17 protein-coding genes are annotated in these 19,602 nt (G+C 64.4%); 1 reads left to right on the forward strand and 16 read right to left on the reverse strand.

Annotated elements, in window-relative coordinates; all coding sequences use genetic code 11:
* From nuoL to RTW82_RS27035, 11 genes are all read right to left on the reverse strand, one after another.
* Entirely contained in the window at positions 1-1,848 is a 1,848-nt protein-coding gene (gene nuoL / locus RTW82_RS26985; protein ID WP_316927014.1) for an NADH-quinone oxidoreductase subunit L, read from the reverse strand.
* Entirely contained in the window at positions 1,845-2,153 is a 309-nt protein-coding gene (nuoK, locus tag RTW82_RS26990; RefSeq protein ID WP_031287559.1) for an NADH-quinone oxidoreductase subunit NuoK, read from the reverse strand. The genes nuoL and nuoK overlap by 4 nt, the downstream gene beginning before the upstream one ends.
* Positions 2,154-2,160: 7 nt before the next feature.
* Positions 2,161-2,661: an NADH-quinone oxidoreductase subunit J gene (nuoJ, locus tag RTW82_RS26995; protein WP_021219043.1), complete on the reverse strand. Its 501-nt coding sequence runs from the start codon at positions 2,659-2,661 to the stop codon at positions 2,161-2,163.
* 10 nt (positions 2,662-2,671) lie between these two features.
* The gene (gene nuoI / locus RTW82_RS27000) at positions 2,672-3,220 is read right to left on the reverse strand and encodes an NADH-quinone oxidoreductase subunit NuoI (protein WP_184490279.1); all 549 of its coding nucleotides are present in this window, start codon (positions 3,218-3,220) and stop codon (positions 2,672-2,674) included.
* A gap of 11 nt (positions 3,221-3,231) precedes the next feature.
* Positions 3,232-4,224 carry an NADH-quinone oxidoreductase subunit NuoH gene (nuoH, locus tag RTW82_RS27005; RefSeq protein ID WP_184490278.1) on the reverse strand — a complete coding sequence of 331 codons (993 nt, stop codon included), beginning with the start codon at positions 4,222-4,224 and terminating at the stop codon, positions 3,232-3,234.
* Positions 4,221-6,944, reverse strand: a complete 2,724-nt coding sequence (gene nuoG / locus RTW82_RS27010) for an NADH-quinone oxidoreductase subunit NuoG (RefSeq protein WP_316927015.1) — start codon at positions 6,942-6,944, stop codon at positions 4,221-4,223. The genes nuoH and nuoG overlap by 4 nt, the downstream gene beginning before the upstream one ends.
* A gap of 98 nt (positions 6,945-7,042) precedes the next feature.
* Positions 7,043-8,389 (reverse strand): NADH-quinone oxidoreductase subunit NuoF, encoded by a 1,347-nt coding sequence (gene nuoF, locus RTW82_RS27015; protein ID WP_021219039.1) that lies wholly within the window; start codon positions 8,387-8,389, stop codon positions 7,043-7,045.
* A complete protein-coding gene (gene nuoE, locus RTW82_RS27020) occupies positions 8,386-8,877 on the reverse strand; it encodes an NADH-quinone oxidoreductase subunit NuoE (protein ID WP_021219038.1) in 492 nt (163 codons plus the stop codon). Before nuoE ends, nuoF begins: the two co-directional genes overlap by 4 nt.
* 1 nt (position 8,878) lies before the next feature.
* Positions 8,879-10,660, reverse strand: coding sequence for an NADH-quinone oxidoreductase subunit C/D (gene nuoC, locus RTW82_RS27025; protein ID WP_316927016.1), 1,782 nt, complete (start codon positions 10,658-10,660; stop codon positions 8,879-8,881).
* Positions 10,661-10,724: 64 nt separating this feature from the next.
* Complete coding sequence (locus tag RTW82_RS27030) at positions 10,725-11,402, reverse strand: NuoB/complex I 20 kDa subunit family protein (protein WP_021219036.1); 678 nt, start codon at positions 11,400-11,402, stop codon at positions 10,725-10,727.
* Between the two features lie 10 nt (positions 11,403-11,412).
* Positions 11,413-11,826 (reverse strand): NADH-quinone oxidoreductase subunit A, encoded by a 414-nt coding sequence (locus RTW82_RS27035; protein ID WP_021219035.1) that lies wholly within the window; start codon positions 11,824-11,826, stop codon positions 11,413-11,415.
* 562 nt (positions 11,827-12,388) lie between these two features.
* On the opposite strand from RTW82_RS27035, the gene RTW82_RS27040 reads away from it, so the two are divergent.
* Positions 12,389-13,783 carry a pectin acetylesterase-family hydrolase gene (locus tag RTW82_RS27040; protein WP_021219034.1) on the forward strand — a complete coding sequence of 465 codons (1,395 nt, stop codon included), beginning with the start codon at positions 12,389-12,391 and terminating at the stop codon, positions 13,781-13,783.
* Positions 13,784-13,818: 35 nt separating this feature from the next.
* Here RTW82_RS27040 and RTW82_RS27045 read toward each other — a convergent pair whose 3' ends face one another.
* The 5 genes from RTW82_RS27045 to RTW82_RS27065 all read right to left on the reverse strand — a co-directional run bounded on the left by RTW82_RS27045 (position 13,819) and on the right by RTW82_RS27065 (position 19,566).
* The gene (locus RTW82_RS27045; protein ID WP_316927017.1) at positions 13,819-14,448 is read right to left on the reverse strand and encodes a hypothetical protein; all 630 of its coding nucleotides are present in this window, start codon (positions 14,446-14,448) and stop codon (positions 13,819-13,821) included.
* 42 nt (positions 14,449-14,490) lie between these two features.
* Complete coding sequence (locus RTW82_RS27050; RefSeq protein ID WP_316927018.1) at positions 14,491-14,985, reverse strand: DUF4442 domain-containing protein; 495 nt, start codon at positions 14,983-14,985, stop codon at positions 14,491-14,493.
* 104 nt (positions 14,986-15,089) lie between these two features.
* Complete coding sequence (locus RTW82_RS27055; protein ID WP_316927019.1) at positions 15,090-17,090, reverse strand: PhoX family phosphatase; 2,001 nt, start codon at positions 17,088-17,090, stop codon at positions 15,090-15,092.
* 115 nt (positions 17,091-17,205) lie between these two features.
* Positions 17,206-17,808, reverse strand: coding sequence for a murein L,D-transpeptidase catalytic domain family protein (locus RTW82_RS27060; RefSeq protein WP_316927020.1), 603 nt, complete (start codon positions 17,806-17,808; stop codon positions 17,206-17,208).
* A 162-nt stretch (positions 17,809-17,970) separates the two neighbouring features.
* Positions 17,971-19,566 (reverse strand): isocitrate lyase, encoded by a 1,596-nt coding sequence (locus tag RTW82_RS27065; protein ID WP_316927021.1) that lies wholly within the window; start codon positions 19,564-19,566, stop codon positions 17,971-17,973.
* Between the last annotated feature and the right edge of the window lie 36 nt (positions 19,567-19,602).

A 19,602-nucleotide genomic window follows, 5' to 3' on the forward strand; every position in this document is an offset into this window, starting at 1 on the left:
TCAAGTCAGCAACACGGCGCCGAGCACGAGCACGGCTCCGCCGACCAGGGATACTGCGTACCAGCGCAATTGGCCGGTCTGGCTGCTGCTCAGCAGGCCGTTGCCGCCCCGCACGATGCGCGGGATCAGGCCGATGCCGGAGTCGATCGGGTCATGGCCGAGCACGCGGGTGATGAGCAGGTAAGGCTTGACGAAGAGCTTGTCGTAGATCCAGTCGAAGCCCCAGGCGGCGAACCACCAGGCACCGAGGAAGCGGCCCGGCGCGCTCTGGGCGACGGCGCTGACGAAGCGGCGCTTGCCGAGGAAGAGCAGGGCGGCCAGGAGGATACCCGCCAGGGCGATGGCACCCGAGGCGATCTCCAGGCTGTGCTGGGCTTCGCCACCGGCGTGGCCGACGCTTTCCGGCAGGACGCCAGCCAGCGGCGGGGTGATCAGCGCGCCGATGAAGGTGGACAGCACGATCAGCACCGACAGCGGCAGCCAGTGGGCTACGCCGTGGCCCGCATGGGCTTCGGTCTTGGCCTCGCCATGGAAGGCGATGAAGATCAGGCGGAAGGTGTAGATCGAGGTCAGGAAGGCACCGGCCAGGCCCGCGTAGAGCAGCCACTGATGGCCACTGGCGAAGGCTTCCCAGAGGATCTCGTCCTTGGAGTAGAAGCCGGCGGTGACCAGGGGCAGTGCAGCCAGGGCCGCGCCGCCGACCAGGAAGCTGGCATAGGCCAGCGGCAGCTTCTTCCACAGGCCGCCCATCTTGAAGATGTTCTGCTCGTGGTGGCAGGCGTTGATCACCGCACCGGAGGCGAGGAACAGCAGGGCCTTGAAGAAGGCGTGGGTCATCAGGTGGAAGATCGCCGCGTCCCATGCGCCAACGCCCAGGGCGAGGAACATGTAGCCGATCTGGCTCATGGTGGAGTAGGCGAGGATGCGCTTGATGTCGGTCTGCACCAGCGCGGCGAAGCCGGCCAGTACCAGGGTGACGCCACCGACGATGCCGACCAGCTCGAGGATCTCGGGGGTCAGTAGGAACAGGCCGTGGGTACGGGCGATCAGGTAGACGCCCGCGGTCACCATGGTGGCCGCGTGGATCAGTGCGGAAACCGGGGTCGGGCCCGCCATAGCGTCGGCCAGCCAGGTCTGCAGCGGCAGTTGGGCGGACTTGCCCACGGCGCCGCCGAGCAGCATCAGGGTGGCGATCCACAGCCAGGCGTCGCCGGCGACGTATTTCTGCGGGGCCAGCACCATCAGCTCCTGGATGTTCAGGGTGCCCAGGTGCATGAACAGCAGGAACAGGCCGATGGCCATGAACACGTCGCCGATGCGGGTGACGATGAAGGCCTTGAGCGCGGCGTTGCCGTTGTTCGGGTTGCTGTAATAGAAGCCGATCAGCAGGTAGGAGCAGAGGCCCACGCCTTCCCAGCCGAAGTACAGGAACAGCAGGTTATCGCCGAGCACCAGGAACAGCATGCTGGTGATGAACAGGTTGGTGTAGGAGAAGAAGCGCGAATAGCCCTCCTCACCACGCATGTACCAGGAGGCGAACAGGTGGATCAGGAAGCCGACGCCGGTGACCACACCCAGCATGGTCAGCGAGAGGCCGTCCAGGTACAGGGTGAAGCTGGGGGCGAAGCCGTCGACGTTCATCCACTGCCAGAGCACCTGGGTGTAGACGCCACCTTCCGGCGGGGCGACGTTGAACTGGAAGATGATCCAGGCCGTGGTCAGTGCCGAGAGGCCAACGGAGCCCACGCCGATGACGGCGGAGGTGTTTTCGGAGAAGCGCCCGCGGGAGAACGACAGGATCAGCCAGCCGAGCAACGGGAAGAGGAAAGTCAGGAATAGAAGGTTCATCCGCGCATCTCGCTGGCAGCGTCGATATCGAGGGTGTGGAAGCGGCGATACAGCTGCAGCAGGATGGCCAGGCCAATGCTGGCCTCGGCGGCTGCGAGGGTGATCACCAGAATGAACATGATCTGGCCGTCGGCCTGGGCCCAGCGGGCACCGGCGACGACGAAGGCCAGAGCGGCGGCGTTCATCATCACTTCAAGGCTCATCAGCACGAAGAGGATGTTGCGGCGCACCATCAGGCCGACCAGCCCGAGGCCGAACAGCATGCCGGCGACGGCGAGGCCATGTTCCAGGGGGATTGCTTGCAGCATGGCGTTACTCCTTCGCTTCGTGGCGGCCGAGGTGGTAGGCCGCGACCAGGGCTGCCAGGAGCAGCATGGAGGCGAGTTCGACGGCGAGCAGGTAAGGGCCGAACAGGCTGATACCTACTGCCTTGGCGTCTACCGTGGTCTGGCCGATGGTGGCGCCGCTGCTCTGGCTGAACAGCACGTAGAGCAGCTCGGCCAGCAGGGCCAGGGACAGCGCCGAAGGGCCGACCCAGATGCCGGGCTTGAGCCACTTGCGCTCCTGCTCGACGATGGCCGGGCCAAGGTTGAGCATCATCACCACGAAGACGAACAGCACCATGATGGCGCCGGCGTAGACGATGATTTCCAGGGCGCCGGCGAAGGGCGCCCCGAGTGCGAAGAAGCACATCGAGACGGCCAGCAGGGAAATGATGAGGTAGAGCAGCGCATGCACCGGGTTGGTGTTGGTGACCACCCGCAGGGTGGAAACAACAGCGACGCCTGCGGCGAAATAGAAAGCGAATTCCACGCACGTCTCCTTAGGGCAGCAGGCTCTTCACGTTGATCGGCTCGGCTTCGTTCTGCGCGGCGCCTTTCGGCTTGCCGGCAATGGCCATGCCGGCCACGCGATAGAAGTTGTAATCGGGGTTCTTGCCGGGGCCGGAAATCAGCAGGTCTTCCTTCTCGTAGACCAGGTCCTGGCGCTTGTACTCGCCCATCTCGAAATCCGGGGTCAGCTGGATCGCGGTGGTGGGGCAGGCTTCTTCGCACAGGCCGCAGAAGATGCAGCGGGAGAAGTTGATACGGAAGAACTCGGGGTACCAGCGGCCGTCTTCGGTCTCGGCCTTCTGCAGCGAGATGCAGCCGACCGGGCAGGCCACGGCGCACAGGTTGCAGGCTACGCAGCGCTCTTCGCCGTCGGGATCACGGGTCAGCACGATGCGGCCACGGTAGCGCGGCGGCAGGTACACGGGCTCTTCGGGGTATTGCAGGGTGTCACGCTTGCGGAAGCCGTGGGAGAACACCATCACCAGGCTGCGCAGCTGGGTGAGGGTGCCGACCACCACGTCGTAGATGTACTTGATCATGGTCTTTCTCCTTACTGGGCCGTGGCCAGCACGACGGCGCCGGTCACCAGCAGGTTGATCAGGGTCAGCGGGAGGCAGAACTTCCAGCTGAAGGCCATCACCTGGTCATAGCGCGGACGTGGGATCGACGCGCGGAGCAGGATGAACAGCATGATGAAGAAGGCGGTCTTCAGGGCGAACCAGATGAACGGGATCTGCGGCAGGATGCCGAAGGGGCCGTGCCAGCCGCCGAAGAACAGGGTCACCAGCAGCGCGGACACCAGCACGATGCCGATGTACTCGCCGACGAAGAACATGCCCCATTTCATGCCGGCGTATTCGATGTGGTAGCCGTCGGCCAGTTCCTGTTCCGCTTCCGGCTGGTCGAACGGGTGACGGTGGGTCACGGCGACGCCGGCGATGAAGAAGGTACAGAAGCCGAAGAACTGCGGAATGATGAACCACAGGTGCTGGGCCTGGTATTCGACGATGTCGCGCATGTTGAACGAGCCGACCTGGGCGACGATGCCCATCAGCGACAGGGCCAGGAACACCTCGTAGGAGACGGTCTGGGCCGAGGCGCGCAGGCTGCCGAGCAGGGCGAACTTGTTGTTGCTCGACCAGCCGGCGAAGAGCACCGCGTACACGGTGATACCGGCCATGGCGAAGAAGAACAGGATGCCGATGTTCAGGTCCGCCACACCCCAGGTGGGGGTGATCGGGACCACGGCGAAGGCGATGAGCAGGGCGCTCATGGCGATCACCGGCGCCAGGGTGAAGATCACCTTGTCGGCGAAGGGCGGGGTCCAGTCTTCCTTGAAGAACATCTTCAGCATGTCGGCGGCGATCTGGAACATGCCGAACGGGCCGACGCGGTTGGGACCGTAGCGGTCCTGCCACCAGCCCAGCAGGCGTCGTTCGACGAAGCTGAGCAGGGCGCCGCAGACGACCACGGCGAGCAGGATGACGATGGCCTTGACCACCGCGATGATGACGTCGATCACCTCGGGAGTGAGCCAGCTCATTGCGCGGCCTCCTGCAGCAGGGTCACGGTGGCGCCAGCGATGGCACCCGGGATACCCGGCAGGCCGGCGGGCAGGCCCACCAGGCCGGCGGCCAGTTCTTCACGGACCTGCAGCGGCAGGCGCAGGGCCTGGCCCTTGACCCGCAGGGCCAGCATGGCGCCGTCGTTCACGCCCAGGCGATCCGCCTCGGACTTGGCCAGAGCCACGTAGGGCTCGGGCATGCGCTCCTGGATCGGCGCGGCACGGGAGGAGTTTTCCTCGCTGCCGAACAGATGGTGGAAGGGAACCACCTGCCAGGTACCCTGGGCCGGGTTGAACGGAGCGGCGACGGCGAACCAGGGCAGGGTGGCGCCCTTGGCTTCGATCAGGCGTACGCCCGGGTCGCCGGCACGCAGGTGACCGCCGACTTCGTCCTGGAACTTGTTCCAGGCCTGGGGCGAGTTCCAGCCCGGGGACCAGGCGAACGGAATCTGCTGACGGGGTTCGGCGCTGCCGGCATAGCCTTCCATGGAGAAGGCGAAGGGCGAGTCCTTGTCCTGCGGCTGGCGCGGCTCGTGCACGCTGATGTTGGCGCGCATGGCGGTACGGCCGCTGTAGCGGTGCGGTTCGCGTGCCAGCTTCAGACCCTTGATGCGGAACGAGGCGCTGGGCGCGGCGTCACGGATCGAGGCCAGCAGGCTGCTGCTGTCGGCGACAGCGGCAGTGACCTGGTCGAGCTGGGTCCAGTCGACGGACTTGTCCTGCAGGGTGCTGTGCAGGGCGTGCAGCCAGCGCCAGCCTTCGCGCACGAGGATGTTGGCGTCGTAATAGGTCGGGTCGTAGACCTGGAAGAAGCGCTGGGCGCGGCCTTCCTGGCTGACCAGGGTGCCGTCGCCTTCGGCGAAGCTGGCGACCGGCAGTACCAGGTGGGCGCGCTCGACGGTGGCGGTCTGCTGGTGGTCGGCGACGATCACCACCTGGGCGGCGGCGAGGGCGGCGTCGACCTTGGCGGCGTCGGCACGGCGGTAGAGGTCGTTCTCCAGTACCACTACGGCGTCGGCCTGGCCGGCCGTCAGGGCTTCCAGGGCGGCGTCCACGGATTTCCCACCGAGCTCTTCACCCAGGAGCAGGGCGAGGCCCATGCTGTTGGCTTCCGGCACCACCAGGCTGATGGAGCCGTTCTTCTCACGGTTCTTCAGCGCGCTGGCGATGTTGGTGGCGGCTTCGATCAGGGCCTTTTCGCCCAGGGACGCGCCGGAGACGATCAGCGGGCGCTTGGCGGCGAGCAGGGCGTCGGCGATGGCCTTGACCAGCTCGGCGGCTTCGCTGTCCAGGCCTTCGACGGCCGGTGCACTCGGATCGATGGCGTGGGCCACGGCGAAGCCGATGCGGGCGAGGTCGGCCGGGGCGGCGTGCACGCACTGGGTGGCGACGTCGTCGAGGCGGGTCTCGGTGGTGCTGGCGATGAACAGCGGGTTGAGCGCGTCCTGGGCGACGTTCTGTACGGCCGCCATGTGCCAGTCCTGGATCTTCATCGAGGCGGCGATGTCGGTGGCCTTGCCCTTGACCGACTGGCGCAGGGCCAGGGCGACGCGCGCGGCGGTTTGGGTCAGGTCTTCGCCGAGGACGAACACGGCATCGTGGCTTTCGATGTCGCGCAGGGTCGGTACCGGCAGCGGGCCGTTCTGCAGGATGTCGCGGATCAGGCGGATGTTTTCCAGCTCACCCGCGGCGATGCCGGAGTAGTAGTTGGCTTCGCCTACCAGTTCACGCAGGGCGAAGTTGGATTCCAGGCTGGCGCGGGGCGAGCCGATGCCGATCACGCGCTTGCCCTTGAGCAGTTCGGCGGCCTTGTCCAGGGCGGCATCGATGCCGAGCTTCTGGGTGCCGAACAGCGGTTGACGTGGGCGGTCTTCACGGTTGACGTAGCCGTAGCCGAAACGGCCGCGATCGCAAAGGAAGTACTGGTTCACCGAGCCGTTGAAGCGGTTCTCGATACGGCGGATTTCGCCATAGCGCTCACCGGGGCTGATGTTGCAGCCGCTGGAGCAGCCGTGGCAGATGCTCGGGGCGAACTGCATGTCCCACTTGCGGTTGTAGCGCTCGGAGTGGGTCTTGTCGGTGAACACGCCGGTCGGGCAGACCTCGACCAGGTTGCCGGAGAATTCGCTCTCGAGGGTGCCGTCCTCGACACGTCCGAAGTAGACGTTGTCGTGGGCGCCGTAGACGCCGAGGTCGGTGCCGCCGGCGTAGTCCTTGTAGTAGCGCACGCAGCGGTAGCAGGCGATGCAGCGGTTCATTTCATGGGAAATGAACGGGCCGAGCTGCTGGTTCTGGTGGGTGCGCTTGGTGAAGCGGTACCGGCGCTCGTTGTGGCCGGTCATCACCGTCATGTCCTGCAGGTGGCAGTGGCCGCCTTCCTCGCACACGGGGCAGTCGTGCGGGTGGTTGGTCATCAGCCACTCGACGACGCTGGCGCGGAATTGCTTGGCCTCTTCGTCGTCGATGGAAATCCAGGAGTTGTCGGTGGCGGGGGTCATGCAGGACATGACCAGGCGGCCGCGCTTGTCGTTTTCGTCGGTGTACTGCTTGACCGCACACTGGCGGCAGGCGCCGACGCTACCGAGCGCCGGGTGCCAGCAGAAGTAGGGGATGTCGAGTCCGAGGGACAGACAGGCCTGCAGGAGGTTGTCTGCACCATCGACTTCGAGCGTCTTGCCGTCTACGTGGATAGTGGCCATGGTTCAGTCTTCATCTGCCCGTTTGACCGGGCGTGGCTAATGGAATCAGGTTGCGATCGGGGCCGCTTGTGGCGGCCGCCAACCGGCGGAACTGGCTCTTATGCGCCGACCGGTTCGGGTCGGATCGCCGGTGCGTTCTCGGCGATGCCTGCCTCGAATTCCGGACGGAAATACTTCATCGCGCTACCCAGCGGCTCGACGGCGCCCGGTGCGTGGGCGCAGAAGGTCTTGCCTGGACCGAGGAAGTTGACCAGCCCTTCGAGGGTTTCCAGGTCACCGCGTTGGCCTTCACCGCGCTCGAGGGCGCGCAGGACCTTGACGCTCCAGGGCAGGCCGTCGCGGCAGGGGGTGCACCAGCCGCAGGACTCGCGGGCGAAGAACTCTTCCATGTTGCGCAGCAGCGAGACCATATTGATGCTGTCGTCCACGGCGAGCGCGAGACCGGTGCCCATACGGGTGCCGACCTTGGCGATGCCGGCGGCGTACATGGGCGCATCCAGGTGTTCGGGGAGCAGGAAGCCGGTACCGGCGCCGCCGGGCTGCCAGGCTTTCAGCTTGAAGCCGTCACGCATGCCGCCGGCATAGTCTTCGAAGAGTTCACGGGCGGGGACGCCGAAGGGCAGCTCCCACAGGCCGGGGTTCTTCACCTTGCCGGAGAAGCCCATGAGCTTGGTGCCCATGTCTTCGCTGCCGGGACGGGCGAGGCCCTTGTACCAGTCCACGCCGTTGGCGACGATCGCCGGCACGTTGCACAGGGTCTCGACGTTGTTGACGCAGGTGGGCTTGCCCCAGACGCCGACAGCGGCGGGGAAGGGCGGCTTGGAGCGCGGGTTGGCGCGGCGCCCTTCGAGGGAGTTGATCAGGGCGGTTTCTTCGCCGCAGATGTAGCGGCCGGCACCGGTGTGGACGAACAGCTCGAAGTCGAAGCCGCTGCCGAGGATGTTCTTGCCCAGCAGGCCGGCGGCCTTGGCTTCGTCGATGGCGCGGTTGAGGTTGCGCGCCGCGTCGACGTATTCGCCACGCAGGAAGATGTAGCCGCGATAGGCCTTGAGCGCGCGGGCGCTGATCAGCATGCCTTCCACCAGCAGGTGGGGCAGCTGTTCCATCAGCATGCGGTCCTTCCAGGTGTTGGGCTCCATTTCGTCCGCGTTGCACAGCAGGTAGCGGATGTTCATGGATTCGTCAGCGGGCATCAGGCCCCATTTCACGCCGGTGGGGAAGCCCGCACCGCCGCGGCCTTTGAGGCCGGAGTCCTTGACGGTCTGCACGATGTCGGCCTGGGCCATTTCGCCCAGGGCCTTGCGTGCGGCCGCGTAGCCGTTCTTCTGCTGGTATTCCTCGAGCCAGATGGGCTGCGCGTCGTCACGCAGGCGCCAGGTCAGCGGGTGCGTCTCGGCGCTGCGCTGAATGCGGTTGGCCGGGCCGACGGAAGTGAGGGTCTTCATTGATAGGCCTCCAGCAGTTGCGCGACGCCATCGGCGCTGACATTGCCGAAGGTATCATCGTCGATCATCAGGGCCGGGGCCTTGTCGCAGTTGCCCAGGCAGCACACCGGCAGCAGCGTGAAACGGTTGTCGGCGGTGGTCTGGCCGAGGCCGATGCCGAGGTTCTGCTGGATGCTGCCGAGCACGGACTCATGGCCGCCGACGTAGCAGGTCATGCTGTCGCACACACGGATGATGTGGCGGCCCACCGGCTGGCGGAAAATCTGACTATAGAAGGTGGCTACACCTTCGACGTCGCTGGCGGGGATGCCGAGGATTTCGCCAATGGCATCGGCGGCGCCGTCAGGCACCCAGCCGCGCTCCTTCTGGACGATCTTCAGGGCTTCGATGGACGCCGCGCGCGGGTCCTCGTAGTGGTGCATCTCGTGCTCGATGGCCGAGCGCTCGGTTTCGCTGAGGGCGAAACGATCGGTCTGGATAATGCTCATGTCAGCGGTCCACGTCAGCCATAACGAAGTCGATACTGCCCAGGTAGGCGATCAGGTCGGCCACCATGCTGCCGCGGATCACCGAGGGGATCTGCTGCAGGTGGGCGAAGCTGGGCGTCCGGATCCGGGTGCGGTAGCTCATGGTGCTGCCATCGCTCGTCAGGTAGTAGCTGTTGATGCCCTTGGTCGCCTCGATCATCTGGAAGGCTTCGTTGGCCGGCATGACCGGGCCCCAGGAAACCTGCAGGAAGTGGGTGATCAGGGTTTCGATGTGCTGCAGCGTGCGTTCTTTCGGCGGTGGCGTGGTCAGCGGGTGGTCGGCCTTGTACGGGCCTTCCGGCATGTTCTTCAGGCACTGGTCGATGATGCGGATGCTCTGGCGCATCTCTTCGACGCGGACCATGCAGCGGTCATAGGCGTCGCCGTTATGGGCCAGCGGCACTTCGAACTCGAAGTTCTCGTAGCCCGAGTAGGGGCGCGCCTTGCGCAGGTCGAAGTCCAGGCCGGTGGAGCGCAGGCCGGCGCCGGTGACGCCCCATTCCAGGGCTTCCTTGGTGTTGTACTGGGCGACGCCGATGGTACGGCCCTTGAGGATGCTGTTCTTCAGGGCAGCCTTGGTGTACTCGTCGAGGCGCTTGGGCAGCCATTCGACGAATTCCTTGACCAGCCCGTCCCAGCCGCGCGGCAGGTCGTGGGCGACACCACCGATGCGGTACCAGGCCGGGTGCAGGCGGAAGCCGGTGATGGCTTCGATCACCTTATAGGCGCGCTGGCGGTCGGTGAAGGTGAAGAACACCGGGGTCATGGCGCCGACGTCCTGGATGTAGGTGCCCAGGAACAGCAGGTGGCTGGTGATGCGGAAGAACTCGGCCAGCATCACGCGGATGGTGTCGACCTTCTGCGGCACCTTGATGCCGGCGAGTTTTTCGACCGCGAGCACATAGGGCAGGTTGTTCATCACCCCGCCGAGGTAGTCGATGCGGTCGGTATAGGGAATGAAGCTGTGCCAGGACTGGCGCTCGGCCATCTTCTCGGCGCCGCGGTGGTGGTAGCCCACCTCCGGTACGCAGTCGAGGATTTCTTCACCGTCCAGCTGCAGGATGATGCGGAAGGCACCGTGGGCAGAGGGGTGGTTGGGGCCGAGGTTGAGGAACATGTAGTCCTCGTTTTCGCCCTGGCGCTTCATGCCCCAGTCTTCGGGGTTGAAGCGCGCGGCTTCTTCTTCCAGCTGCAGCTTGGCGAGGCTCAGGCTGTAGGGGTCGAATTCGGTGGCGCGCGCCGGGTAGTCCTTGCGCAGCGGGTGACCTTCCCAAGTGTTCGGCATCATGATCCGCGACAGGTGCGGGTGGCCGGAGAAGTGCACGCCGTACATGTCCCAGACTTCACGCTCGTACCAGTTGGCGTTCGGCCAGATGCCGGTGACGCTGGGCAGGTTGAGGTCGCCTTCGGACAGGGACACCTTGATCATCACGTCGCTGTTTCGCTCGATGGAGATCAGGTGGTAGAAAACGGTGAAGTCTGCGCCCGGCAGGCCACGGCGCTGGGTGCGCAGACGCTCGTCGACGCCATGCAGGTCGTACAGCATGACGAAGGGGCGCGGCGCATTGCGCAGGAAGGTGAGGACTTCGACGAGCTTCTCGCGAGCGACCCAGATCACCGGCATGCCGGTGCGGGTGGCCTGGAGGGTGAAGCTCTCGGCGCCAAAGCGGGAATTCAGTTCAACGACGACGTCTTGGTCGTCAGCCTTGTAAGGCGGGATAGACAGAACGGTGTCTGCAGTCATGGTCTCGGTCGCTTTCGGTCAACGTACAGAGTGAGCCGGGTCTCTTCTCGTGGAAGAGACCGGATCAGACTTCGTCGGGGCTGCGCAGGTTGGTGACCTGAATACGCTGTTCGCGGCGCTGTTCCTTCTGCGACGGCATTTCGGCACGGTAGATGCCTTGGTCGCCGACGACCCAGGAAAGCGGGCGGCGCTCCTTGCCGATGGATTCCTGCAGCAGCATCAAGCCTTGCAGGAATGCCTCCGGGCGGGGAGGGCAGCCAGGGATGTACACGTCCACGGGGAGGAACTTGTCCACGCCCTGAACCACCGAATAGATGTCGTACATGCCGCCGGAGTTGGCGCACGAACCCATCGAGATCACCCACTTGGGCTCCAGCATCTGCTCGTAGAGGCGCTGGATGATGGGCGCCATCTTGATGAAGCAGGTGCCGGCGATGACCATGAAGTCAGCCTGGCGGGGTGATGCACGAATGACTTCAGCACCGAAGCGGGCGATGTCGTGCGGCGCGGTGAAGGCGGTAGTCATCTCCACGTAGCAGCAGGACAAACCGAAGTTGTACGGCCACAGGGAGTTCTTGCGACCCCAGTTGACTGCACCGTTGAGAACATCTTCGAGCTTGCCCATGAAGATGTTCTTGTGGACCTGATCTTCTAGCAGGGGGTCGGAAACGATCTCCCGCTCGCCGATCGGGTACTGCTCGTTGGGAGCAGTCGGATCGATCCGAGTAAGTTTGTATTGCATCGCCAAAGCCTCATTGTTTTAGCTTCGCCTGCCGATTGCGACGACCTTCGGGAGCCCAATCAAGAGCACCGATGCGCCAGAGATAGACAAGACCTGCCAACAGAATTGCTATGAAAATGGTAGCTTCGATGAGGCCTGCCCACCCGCTTTCGCGAACGGATACGGCCCAGGCGAAGAGAAAGAGGGCTTCGACGTCGAAGATCACGAAGAGCATCGCGACCAGATAGAATTTTGCGGAGAGGCGCAGGCGCGCGCTGCCGGTGGGGAGCATCCCCGATTCGAACGGCTCGTTCTTGGCGCGGCCATGGGCACGGCTGCCGAGAAGGCTCGAGACACCGAGCATAAAGGCACAGAGGCCGATCACGCCCAGCAGGAAAATAGCGAAACCCCAGTTATGGGAAAGAATGGCAGTGGCGTCCGACATGCCGGAACTCCTTCAACAAGGAACGGCGTTCACTCGTAATTAAATGGGGTCTTGCCCGCACTAGAGTGCCCGGCAATCTATTCGGACAATTTTATGCCCGTATGGGTCTACAAGTAAATTTTTCAGACTAAAAAATTAACTCGAAAGGCAGTTTAAAGAGCTTGTACTGCTCTGAAAGCCTAGAGCGCCGTGGGTTCCTGTTTTTTGTCAGGCTTTGGTCGGATTGCGTCGCTATGCCGCAGGGCGCAAATATAGGTCAGGTAATGATAGTCATTATCATTTGACTGGGGAATATATAACCACTACATGGTGAGTCCTACGGAAGTGGTTAAAACATGCGCACTTAATAGCCGCTGTTACTCACAACTTCTTTCCTCTATGCCTAATTCATATGTGGCTACCGTTGTCGCTCTGACAACCTTGTACTAGCGTGCTAGAAGCGCCGTGGATGCGGTGCGTTCCCCCCTGTTTCCCTGCCGTACTCAGCGGGTCGGCTGGACCACGGATTCGTCTGCCTGGGCGTGGTGGTCCACTCAGAAAACAAGAAAAAGAGGGAATCGCCATGGGCGTTGCCAAGTTGCTGCGTCACTGCTTCGTGCTTCTGCTGTTCTTCCTGCCTTCACTGCCTGCCCACGCCGAACTCGGCGACTACGGGTTCTGGCAGACGCTGGGCAATCTCACTTCCCCACCCAAGGCCGACAACAAGGTCCTGCCCGAGCAGCGGGTCGGGCCCTATCCGTTGCTGGCCAACCCGGCGGGGTTCAATTCCGGCTTCAAGGCGGCCAACTACTACGCCTGGCAGACGGTGCAGCTCGCACCCGAGACCGGTGCCGTATGTGGTGATGGTTCGCCCTACAAGTTCTTCGTCAACCGGGTACCGAACACCAGCAACACCATCATCTATATGGAGGGCGGTGGCGCCTGCTGGGATTACGCCAGTTGCACGGGCCAGACCGGCATCCGGGGTGCGCGGAACCCGAACGGTATTCCCGACGATTACATGAAGCTGCTCAACCCCAGCGCCAGCCTGGTGAGCCCCTTCGTGGTGCGGTTGCATCCCTGGACGCGGGTGAAGACGCAGAACTGGAACATGGTGTACGTGCCGTACTGCACCGGTGACATCTATTCCGGTGACAAGGTGGCGGTCTACCAGGACCCGACCGGGCAGAAGCCGCAGCTGGTGTGGCACCACAACGGGCTGCGCAACACCCGCGCGGTGACCGCCTGGCTCAAGGACAACCTCGAGCGCCCCGGACAGATGCTCTCCACCGGCTGCAGCGCCGGCGGGGCGGGCAGCCTGATCAGCCATGCGGTGACGCGCCAGGACATCGCGCCTAACCGTGGCTTCCTGATCGACGACTCGGGGCCGGTGTTCAGTGCGGTGACCGGGGGCAGCAACCAGGCCTATCCGTCGCTGCCGTTGCAGACTTTCATCCGCCAGGCCTGGGGCCTCGACAATGGACCGCTGCAATTGCTGCAGAGCCGTCTGCCGGGCGTCACCTTGAATGACTTGGGCAGCATCTATCCGGCGCTTTCCGCCAACCTGCCGGGTGATCGTCTCGGGCATACGCACTTCTGGAAGGACCTGAACTACTCGTCCTACTCCTATGAGCGCTTCTACCCGGAGATCGCCAACGCGCCGGACCAGGCCACCAAGGAGGCGCTGATCCACGCCAAGTGGGATGTGGACACCGGCCGCCTGCGCAACACCCTGGCCAACCTGCATAACTTCGGCGGCTACTTCCCGCAGTACCGGGCGGTGAACGAGAGCCATTGCACCAGCATCATCGAGTTCGCCAACGCCGACATCCAGGAGCAGAACCTGCAGCTGGATGACTTCGTCACCAATGTGCTGGATGGCACCGGGCCGGTGATGGATGCATCCGAGTCGAGCGATGCGGCCGATCGGGCCAAGCCGTTCAACCTGCTCTACTACGTGCTCAACCAGTTGCTTTGAGAAGTGGCTGCGGGGCGGGCAATCCGCCCCGCAGCTCAGTGGTAGGCCTGCTCGCGGGCCTGTTGCAGGCGCTGCCTCAGGTACTCGTCACGGCTGAGGCCGTCGGGGATCGACTGCATCGCCAGCACCTCGGCAACGATGCGTTTCTCTTCCTGCTTGTAGTGATCGAACTGGGGTGAAGGCTGTGCCGCGAGCTTCTTCTCCAGGGCATCGCTGCGCGCCTTGTACCGCTGCAGCAGCGCGTTGGCGCGTGCCTTCTGTTCCTCGACGTCACCGCCGCTGGCCTGGATCAGGGCGATCTGCAGCACCAGTGATTCGCTGGCCGCCAACTCGCCGCTCTGCTCATGGGATTGCACTTCCTCCGCCAACCGCTCGGCCTGTTTTTCCCGTTCTTCGCTGGGCAGGTCCGGCGCCGCCTTGAAGAAGGCCCGGTAGGCGGAGTGGAAGGCCAGGCGCTTCTCGTACTCCGCCGTCAGGGCGGGGTCGATGTGCTGGGCGCTCGCCGCTGCCGTCGCGTCGCTGGCCGGGGTGGCCAAAGGTTGGCTGGTTTGCGTGCGGGGCTGGGCGACAGCCTGGGATTCTGAACCCAGGCGCCAGTAAAGGGTGGCGGCGGCTGTCGTCACGGCGATCGCCGTGCCTGCCAGGATGAACGTGGTTCGGGCCATTGCGGTTCTCGGCCTCTCAGTTGGGACATTCGTACAGCTTAGTCAATGCTCGCGCTTGCGGCTGACCCAGGCCCAGATCATCTCGCAGCGGATGGGTTCGATGCCGGTTTCGTCGGTGATGGCGACCGCGACCCGCACCTCGCCCCGGTCTTCTTCATGGATGCGACGGACCTGCTCGGCATCCAGTTGCGCCACTGCCTTCAGGCCGCCCGTGGCGCGCTTGAGGTAGTCCACGTGCAGGCTTTTGATCAGCGGCAGCTTGTCGTCCGGCACGTTCATGCCCACCAGCAGGCCGGTGGCGGATTCGGCCAGTAATGCCATGGCGGCGGCATGCACGCCCTTGATGTGGTTACGCACCCGGGGGCGGTTGGCGAGGCTCATCACCGCCCGTTGCTGGCTGAGGTGATGGACGCGCACGCGGGCGGTGCCGGCGAAGCGCACCTGGCTGCCGATCAGCAGGCTGAGCAGGGGTGTGTGCAGGGCGGCGGGCAGTTTGCCCACCAGGGAGGTGGCGCGACTCAGACGGTTGGCAGGCATGGGCAGGCCCTTGGTGTGTGGCTGGCCAGTCTGTCAGTGGAAAAAGGGACCGGCCATTGCTGGCCGGTCGCAAATGCCTGGCACTTCGGCCAGTGGCTGGGGGATCAGAGGATGCGGCGACGGTCTTCGCGGGTGATCACCACGGTGGAAGAGCGCGGGCGCTTGCCCGGGCCGTCGGGCCAGGCGCTGGTGAGGTTGGTGGGCGTCGAGCCCTCACCCGGGTGCTGGATGTTGACGAACAGGGTGCGGAAGTCCGGCGTGGCGGCGATGCCGGTGACCTCGGCGCCCAGCGGGCCGACCAGGAAGCGTTTGAGCTCGCCGGTGCGCGGGTCCGCCACCAGCATCTGGTTGTTGCCGAAGGGGCCAGCGGACAGCTGGCTGCCGCTCATGTCGGTCTGGATCCACAGGCGGCCGTCGTCGTCGAACCACAGGCCGTCGGGGCTGGCGAGGATGTTGCTGGCGTCCAGCGGCTTGCCGTTCGGGCCGCGGCTGTCGGTTTCCGGGCCGGCGAGCATGAACAGGTTCCAGTTGAAGGCTTTGCCGGCGTAGTCGCGGCTCTGTTCGCGCCAGCGGATGATGTGGCCGTAGGCGTTGGCCGGGCGCGGGTTGGGAGCGTCCGGGACGGTGCGCGCGGTGTTGTTGGTGAGGGTGAAGTACACCTCGCCGTTGTCCGGGTTCACCGCGCCCCATTCGGGGCGGTCCATCTTGGTGGCGCCGACCACGTCCGCTGCGAGGCGGGTGTTGATCAGCACGTCGCCCTGGTCGGCGAAGGCCACGCCAGCGGCGAGGCAGGCCTTGAGGAAGGACTTGTCGTTGATGTCCAGGGGCAGCCATTGGCCGCTGCCGTCGGCATTGAAGCGCGCGACGTACAGGGTGCCTTCGTCCAGCAGGCGGCCGTTGCTGCGGCCGGGGCGATAGGTGTCGCGGCTGACGTATTTGTAGATGTACTCGTTCTGCGAGTCGTCGCCGGAGTAGCAGACCACCGGGCGGCCGGGTTTCACCGGGGCGAAGATCAGGCCTTCATGGGCGAAGCGGCCGAGGGCGGTGCGTTTCACCGGCACGGAGTCGGGCTCGAAGGGGTCGATCTCGACGATCCAGCCGAACTGGTTCGGTTCGTTGCGGTAGTCGCCTTTGGCATCGGCGGCCTTGCGGGTGGCGTCGAAGCGCTCGAACTCGTCGCCGGGCAGGGTTTCCCAGCCGAAGCGGCTGCCGTTGCGCAGGCCGTAGCGTTTCAGCTCGCGGGGCAGGTCGGTGTCACGGGTGGAGAAGTAGCCGGCCCAGTTTTCCTCGCAGGTGAGGTAGGTGCCCCAGGGGGTGAAGCCGTTGGAGCAGTTGTTCTGGGTGCCGCGGGCGGCGGTGCCGTTGGGGCTGTGGCGGGTTTGCAGGAGCTTGTTGCCGCGAGCGGGGCCGCTGATCTGCATGGGCGTGGCAGCGGTGATGCGGCGGTTGCGGCGGCTGGGCACCACGGTCCACTCGCCGCGCACGTCACGGCGGATTTCGACCACCGAAACGCCGTGGGCGTTGATCTCCTTGCGGACTTCTTCGGCGCTCGTGCGCTTGCCGTTCACCACGGTCGGGCCGTTGGGGTGCAGCAGCGGCGCGTCGATGTATTCGTGGTTGAGCACCAGCAGGCCGTGGTCGGAGCGCAGGCCCAGGCCGAGGCGGGTGTCGATGGGGAAGAAGTGCATGCCGTCATGGTGCATGCCGGTTTGCTCGGCCTGGTCGCGGGCGCTGTTGCTGGCGTCGTCGGCAAAGGCGGGGTAGCGGCCGGTGATGGGAGTGCCCCAGGGAATAAAGGGCGTGGCCTTGTAGCCGGGCGGCACGGTGATGGTGTCGGCGCGGCCGGCCGGGATGCCTTCGAAGCCGAGGCGACGGCGTGGCTTGAAGGGGAAGCCCAGCCCACGGGCTTCGCTCTGCCCGGCTTCGGCCTGGCCGGGCAAGGATACGCCGAGGAAGGCGAGGGCGCCCAGGGCGGCGCCACCGGCGAGCACTTCACGGCGTTTCATGCCTTCGATCAGCTCGCTGATGTGAGGGTTGCTGGAAAGGTTGCTAGGCACTTCGTCGCCATTTCCAAAGAGGACGGCGTTCTCTTTTTCGTTATTCAAGGCTTTGTCTCCATACAGGCGAATCGACGGAGACTCGACGCTACGGCCTCAAGGCGACGGAACTGTGACAGTGCGGTGGGTGTAATGCCTTATGTGCTGCAGTGCACAAAACACTTCAAAGGGTGCTCGACGGTGCGGGGGGTGGCTTGATGGCGAAGATCAGTGCGCCGCCCTGGAGTGCCTCGATCGCCTGGTCGCGATCAGCGGCGGCCAGCACCAGGCAGCCGAAACTGCGCCCAGCCACACCGTGCTGGCGGATGAAGCGATCCTCCATGTAGTCCATGGCATGGATGACGATGGCGCGCTCCATGGCCTTGTTGTTGCTCGGGTCCAGCCCCGTCAGCCGCATCGACAGCCCGTGCCCGGGTTGCCGGCTCTGGTAGACCTCGCCCGTGCGGTAGGTGCCCAGCGAGGAGGCGCGGCTTTCGGGCTCGTTGGAGAAGCGCTCGGCGTAGCCGTCATGGTCGGCATCCGAGCCTTTGCCATGGGCGACGCGGTAGCTGGCCAGCAGGGCGTGGTTGCGGCTGTCGTATAGCAGGAAGCGCTTCTGGTCCGAGCGCTGGGAGTAGTCGACCACGGCGAAGTGCGGGTGCTCGTTCTGCTGCAGGCGCTGGAGGAGCGGCTGGAGGGCGTCCGCCGGGAAACGCTGCTCCAGGTCGCCGGCCTGGGCGAGGAGGGGAAGCAGGGCCAGCAAGCTGGTGACGAGCGTTCGGAGCATGGGGCTGGAGACCTTGGGCTGTTGGCCAGAGGTAAGTTCAGACGCGGCGCGGACGCAAGATGTTCCCTGATGGCGGGCGGGGCATAAAAAAAGCCCCGGCATCGCTGCCAGGGCCTTGAGGCATCCAGCCGGCCCGAAGGCCGTGCTGGTGAACAGTTCCTATTAGTGGAACTGGTTCATGGTGTTGTCTTTACCGCTTGCTTTCAGAGCCGCTTCGCCAGCGAAGTACTCTTTGTGGTTGTCGCCGATGTCGGAGCCAGCCATGTTCTGGTGCTTGACGCAGGCGATGCCCTGACGCAGTTCCTGACGCTGTACGCCTTTGACGTAGGCCAGCATGCCCTGGTCGGCGAAGTACCCTTTGGCCAGGTTGTCGGTGGACAGCGCGGCGGTGTGGTAGGTCGGCAGGGTGATCAGGTGGTGGAAGATGCCGGCGTGAGCCGAACCGTCGCGCTGGAAGGTACGGATCTTCTCGTCTGCAACCTGGGCCAGTTCGGTTTCGTCGTACTCGACGGCCATCAGTTTGGCGCGGTCGTAGGCGGAAACGTCTTTGCCTTCGGCAACGAACGCATCGAACACTTGTTGACGGAAGTTCAGGGTCCAGTTGAAGGACGGGCTGTTGTTGTAAACCAGCTTGGCGTTCGGGATCACCTGACGGATGCGGTCAACCATGGCCTTGATCTGGCCAACGTGCGGCTTCTCGGTTTCGATCCACAGCAGGTCGGCGCCGTTCTGCAGGCTGGTGATGCAGTCCAGTACGCAGCGGTCTTCGCCGGTGCCAGCGCGGAACTGGAACAGGTTGGACGGCAGGCGCTTGGGACGCAGCAGCTTGCCTTCGCGGTTGATCACCACGTCGCCGTTCTGCAGGTCGGAAGCGGTGATTTCTTCGCAATCCAGGAAGGAGTTGTACTGGTCGCCCAGGTCGCCGGCTTGCTTGGTAACGGCGATCTGCTTGGTCAGGCCGGCACCCAGGGAGTCGGTACGGGCAACGATCACGCCGTCGTCAACGCCCAGCTCGAGGAAGGCGTAGCGAACTGCGTTGATCTTGGCGAGGAAGTCTTCGTGCGGAACGGTCACTTTGCCGTCCTGGTGGCCGCACTGCTTCTCGTCGGAAACCTGGTTCTCGATCTGGATGCAGCAGGCACCGGCTTCGATCATTTTCTTGGCCAGCAGGTAGGTGGCTTCCGGGTTACCGAAGCCAGCGTCGATGTCGGCGATGATCGGAACGACGTGGGTTTCGTAACCGTCGATCTGAGCCTGGATCTCGTCGGCCTTGACCTTGTCGCCAGCGGCGCGGGCAGCGTCCAGGGCGGTGAAGAGCAGGTCCAGCTCACGGGCATCAGCCTGGCGCAGGAAGGTGTACAGCTCTTCGATCAGGCCGGAAACGGCGGTTTTCTCGTGCATCGACTGGTCCGGCAGCGGGCCGAAGTCGGAACGCAGAGCAGCGACCATCCAGCCGGACAGGTAGAGGTAGCGCTTGTTGGTGGTCTTCAGGTGCTTCTTGATGGAGATCAGCTTCTGCTGACCGATGAAGCCGTGCCAGCAGCCAAGGGACTGGGTGTAGACGGAGGCGTCGGCGTCGTACTCGGCCATGTCCTTGCGCATGATGGCCGCGGTGTATTTGGCGATGTCCAGACCGGTCTTGAAGCGGTTCTGGGCGCGCATACGGGCGACGGATTCCGGGTTGATAGCGCTCCAGCTGTTGCCTGCGGCTTCTTTCAGAGCGGCAACTGCCTTGATGTCGTTTTGATATGCGGACATGGTCAATCCTTCAAATGTGTTTGGTTGAGCACCGAC

The sequence above is a fragment of the Pseudomonas sp. zfem005 genome, assembly GCF_032621735.1.
GTDB lineage: Bacteria > Pseudomonadota > Gammaproteobacteria > Pseudomonadales > Pseudomonadaceae > Metapseudomonas > Metapseudomonas solani.